General features: G+C 57.7%; 2 protein-coding genes and 1 pseudogene. All 3 read left to right on the forward strand.

What is annotated here, in order from left to right; all coding sequences use genetic code 11:
- A partial coding sequence (locus tag PK789_RS11580) for a toprim domain-containing protein (protein WP_324308973.1) occupies window positions 1-1,142 on the forward strand: 1,142 nt, incomplete at its 5' end.
- Window positions 1,143-1,230: 88 nt separating this feature from the next.
- On the forward strand, window positions 1,231-2,352 hold the full coding sequence (locus PK789_RS11585) for a tetratricopeptide repeat protein (protein WP_324308974.1): 1,122 nt from the start codon (window positions 1,231-1,233) through the stop codon (window positions 2,350-2,352).
- 153 nt (window positions 2,353-2,505) lie between these two features.
- Window positions 2,506-2,711, forward strand: a pseudogene (locus tag PK789_RS11590) (energy transducer TonB); the annotation flags it as partial.

Here is a 2,711-nt window from a genome sequence, read left to right on the forward strand (position 1 = left end):
TCATCGTCGAGGGTGACTCGGCGGGCGGCAGCGCCAAGCAGGGCCGCAACCGCAAAACCCAAGCGGTGCTGCCGCTGCGCGGTAAAATTTTGAACGTGGAGCGCGCGCGTTTCGACCGCATGCTGGCCAGCGCCGAAGTGGGGACCTTGATCACCGCGCTGGGCACCGGCATCGGTAAGGATGAATATAACCCGGATAAATTACGCTACCACCGTGTCATCATCATGACCGACGCCGACGTGGACGGCAGCCACATCCGCACCCTGCTGTTGACCTTTTTCTACCGACAAATGCCCGAACTGATCGACCGTGGCCACATCTACATCGGGCTGCCGCCGCTGTACAAGATCAAACAGGGCAAAAACGAGCTGTATCTGAAGGACGATGCCGCGCTGGATGCGTATCTGGCCGGCAATGCGGTGGAAGGCGCGCAATTGATTCCTGCCGAGGGTGAGCCGCCCATCGAAGGGTTGGGGCTGGAATCCCTACTGCTGGCCTTCGCGCGTGCGCGTGAGGCGGTGCAACGCAATGCGCACCGCTTCGACCCGGGTGTGCTGGAAGCCTTGATCGACTTCATCCCATTGGATGCGCAAACAACACCCACACAGGCCGATTTTGATGCATTGGCCGTACGCCTCAACCAGAGCGGGCTGGGCAAGCCGCGCTACAGCCTGCATTGGCAGGTCGCGCAGGAAGGCCGCCCGGCCGCGTTGCTGGTAACGCGCACCCATATGGGCGAAGAGTTGACACAAGTGCTGCCACTGACACTGTTTGAACATGGCGAGCTCAAACCCCTGCGTGAAGCCGCTAGCCTGCTGCACGGCTTGATACGCGAAGGTGCACGCATCGTGCGCGGCAGCAAGGCGCAGCCGATCACCCGGTTTGTGCAGGCGCAAGAGTGGTTGTTGGAAGAAGCCAAAAAGGGCCGTCAAATCCAGCGCTTCAAGGGCTTGGGTGAAATGAACCCGGAACAACTTTGGGACACCACAGTGAACCCCGACACCCGCCGCCTGCTGCAAGTGAAGCTGGAAGACGCCGTCGCCGCCGATGCTATCTTCAGCACCCTGATGGGTGATGTGGTGGAACCACGTCGCAACTTCATTGAAGAAAATGCATTGAAGGTGGCCAATCTGGATGTGTAAGCTTGGGAGTAAGATCGATATCCCAGTGCTCTGCTAACGTCGTTAACCCTACTGTCACGTTGCTATCTTCATTTCGTCGAGGTGTTCCATGTTCCAGCCGCTGCGCCGCCCACTTGCCATCGCCCTGACTGCCGCGCTTGGCGTGTTGACCATTGCACCGCTTGTGCATGCCAACCCGCAATCGAGCATGCGTGAAGAGCGCGCCAAGCGCCGCGCGGAGCTGGGCAAGGAAAAACCAGCCGACGCACAAGCCGAGAAAAAACCACCGCAGTACCCCAATGCGACCCGGCAATCGCCCGAGACCAAGACATCTCCTAAGTTGATCAAACAACTACAGGCGATGCAGGCGGCATACGAAAAGGATGATTGGGCGGGTGTCATCAGCAAGGCGGATGAGATCGGGGCGTCCAGCATTGCCAACGCCTACGAAAAATCATTTTCCTATTCAATGGCAGGCAATGCAGCGGCAAACCAAAACGATCAAGCCAAGGCGGCCGCCTACTTCAGCAAAGCCGTACAAGCCAATGGTTTGGATAACGACAGTCATTTTTCGACGATGTACAACTTGGCGATCATTCAATACGGCGAAGAGAAATACGCCGACGCCTTGGTCACCATGGACCGTTTCTTGGCAGAGTCCAAGTCGGACAAGCCGGAACAATTGGCGTTTCGCGCAGGTCTGTTGGCGAACTTGAATCGTAACGACGAAGCCGCCGCCATCTACAAAGATTTGATTGCCAAGAACCCGACCGATAAGCGTTTGCTGATGAACGGTGTGGCGACCTTGCAAGGCGCAGAAAAATTTGATGAGGCCAATAAGCTGCTGGAGCAGGCCTACCAGCGCGGCATGCTGACCGAAGCACGGGAACTGCGTGCGTTGTATATCGGTTACATGAATGCTCAGCGTTGGAAAGACGCGCAGAAGACCATCGAAGATGGCTTGGCCAAAGGCACGCTACAACCAGGGCCAGATTTGGCACGGGACTACCAAGTGCTGGCACAGACGGCCTATCAAGATGACAACATGCCGCTGGCCATCGAGATGTACAAGCGTGCCGCACCGATGGCCACCGATGGCGAGGCGTACCTCAACCTCGCCAAGGTGCTGGACATGAATGGCAAGAAGGCAGATGCCAAAGCTGCGGCGCAAAAGGCACTTGACAAAGGCGTAAAGAAGCCAGAAGACGCCAAGCGCATCCTTGCACGATGAGACACAGCCCCCAAAAATTTACATACACCAGCAATAAGACTTGGAACAAGTCGAGCTGCTTGGTATAAACTACGGGATTCCTGCGGCCGAAATACCGCAACTGTTGATGCCCCACCGGTAACGTGTGGGGCCCCCACCTCCAGAGCCGTGCGCATGTCGGAAGATCTCGCCCATATCGAGAATAGAAACAGCCGAGAACTCGGCTTGAGTTGGCCGCGCATCGCCGGTATCAGTTTTGCCGTCGCTCTGCATGCGGCCGCACTACTGTTGCTGCTGTCCCCGGTGTCGCCGCCACCGCAGGAAACCGAAAAGACCGATACGGTGAGCGTCACCTTTATCGAGCCGCCACCGCCGCCGCC

The sequence above is a fragment of the Thermomonas sp. genome (assembly GCF_035369645.1).
In the GTDB taxonomy this organism is placed as follows: Bacteria; Pseudomonadota; Gammaproteobacteria; order Xanthomonadales; family Xanthomonadaceae; genus Thermomonas.

What these genes read in the sequence shown, in the direction of transcription:
- PK789_RS11585 (WP_324308974.1), top strand. Translation starts at nt 1,231, where the DNA reads ATGTTCCAGCCGCTGCGCCGCCCACTTGCCATCGCCCTGACTGCCGCG.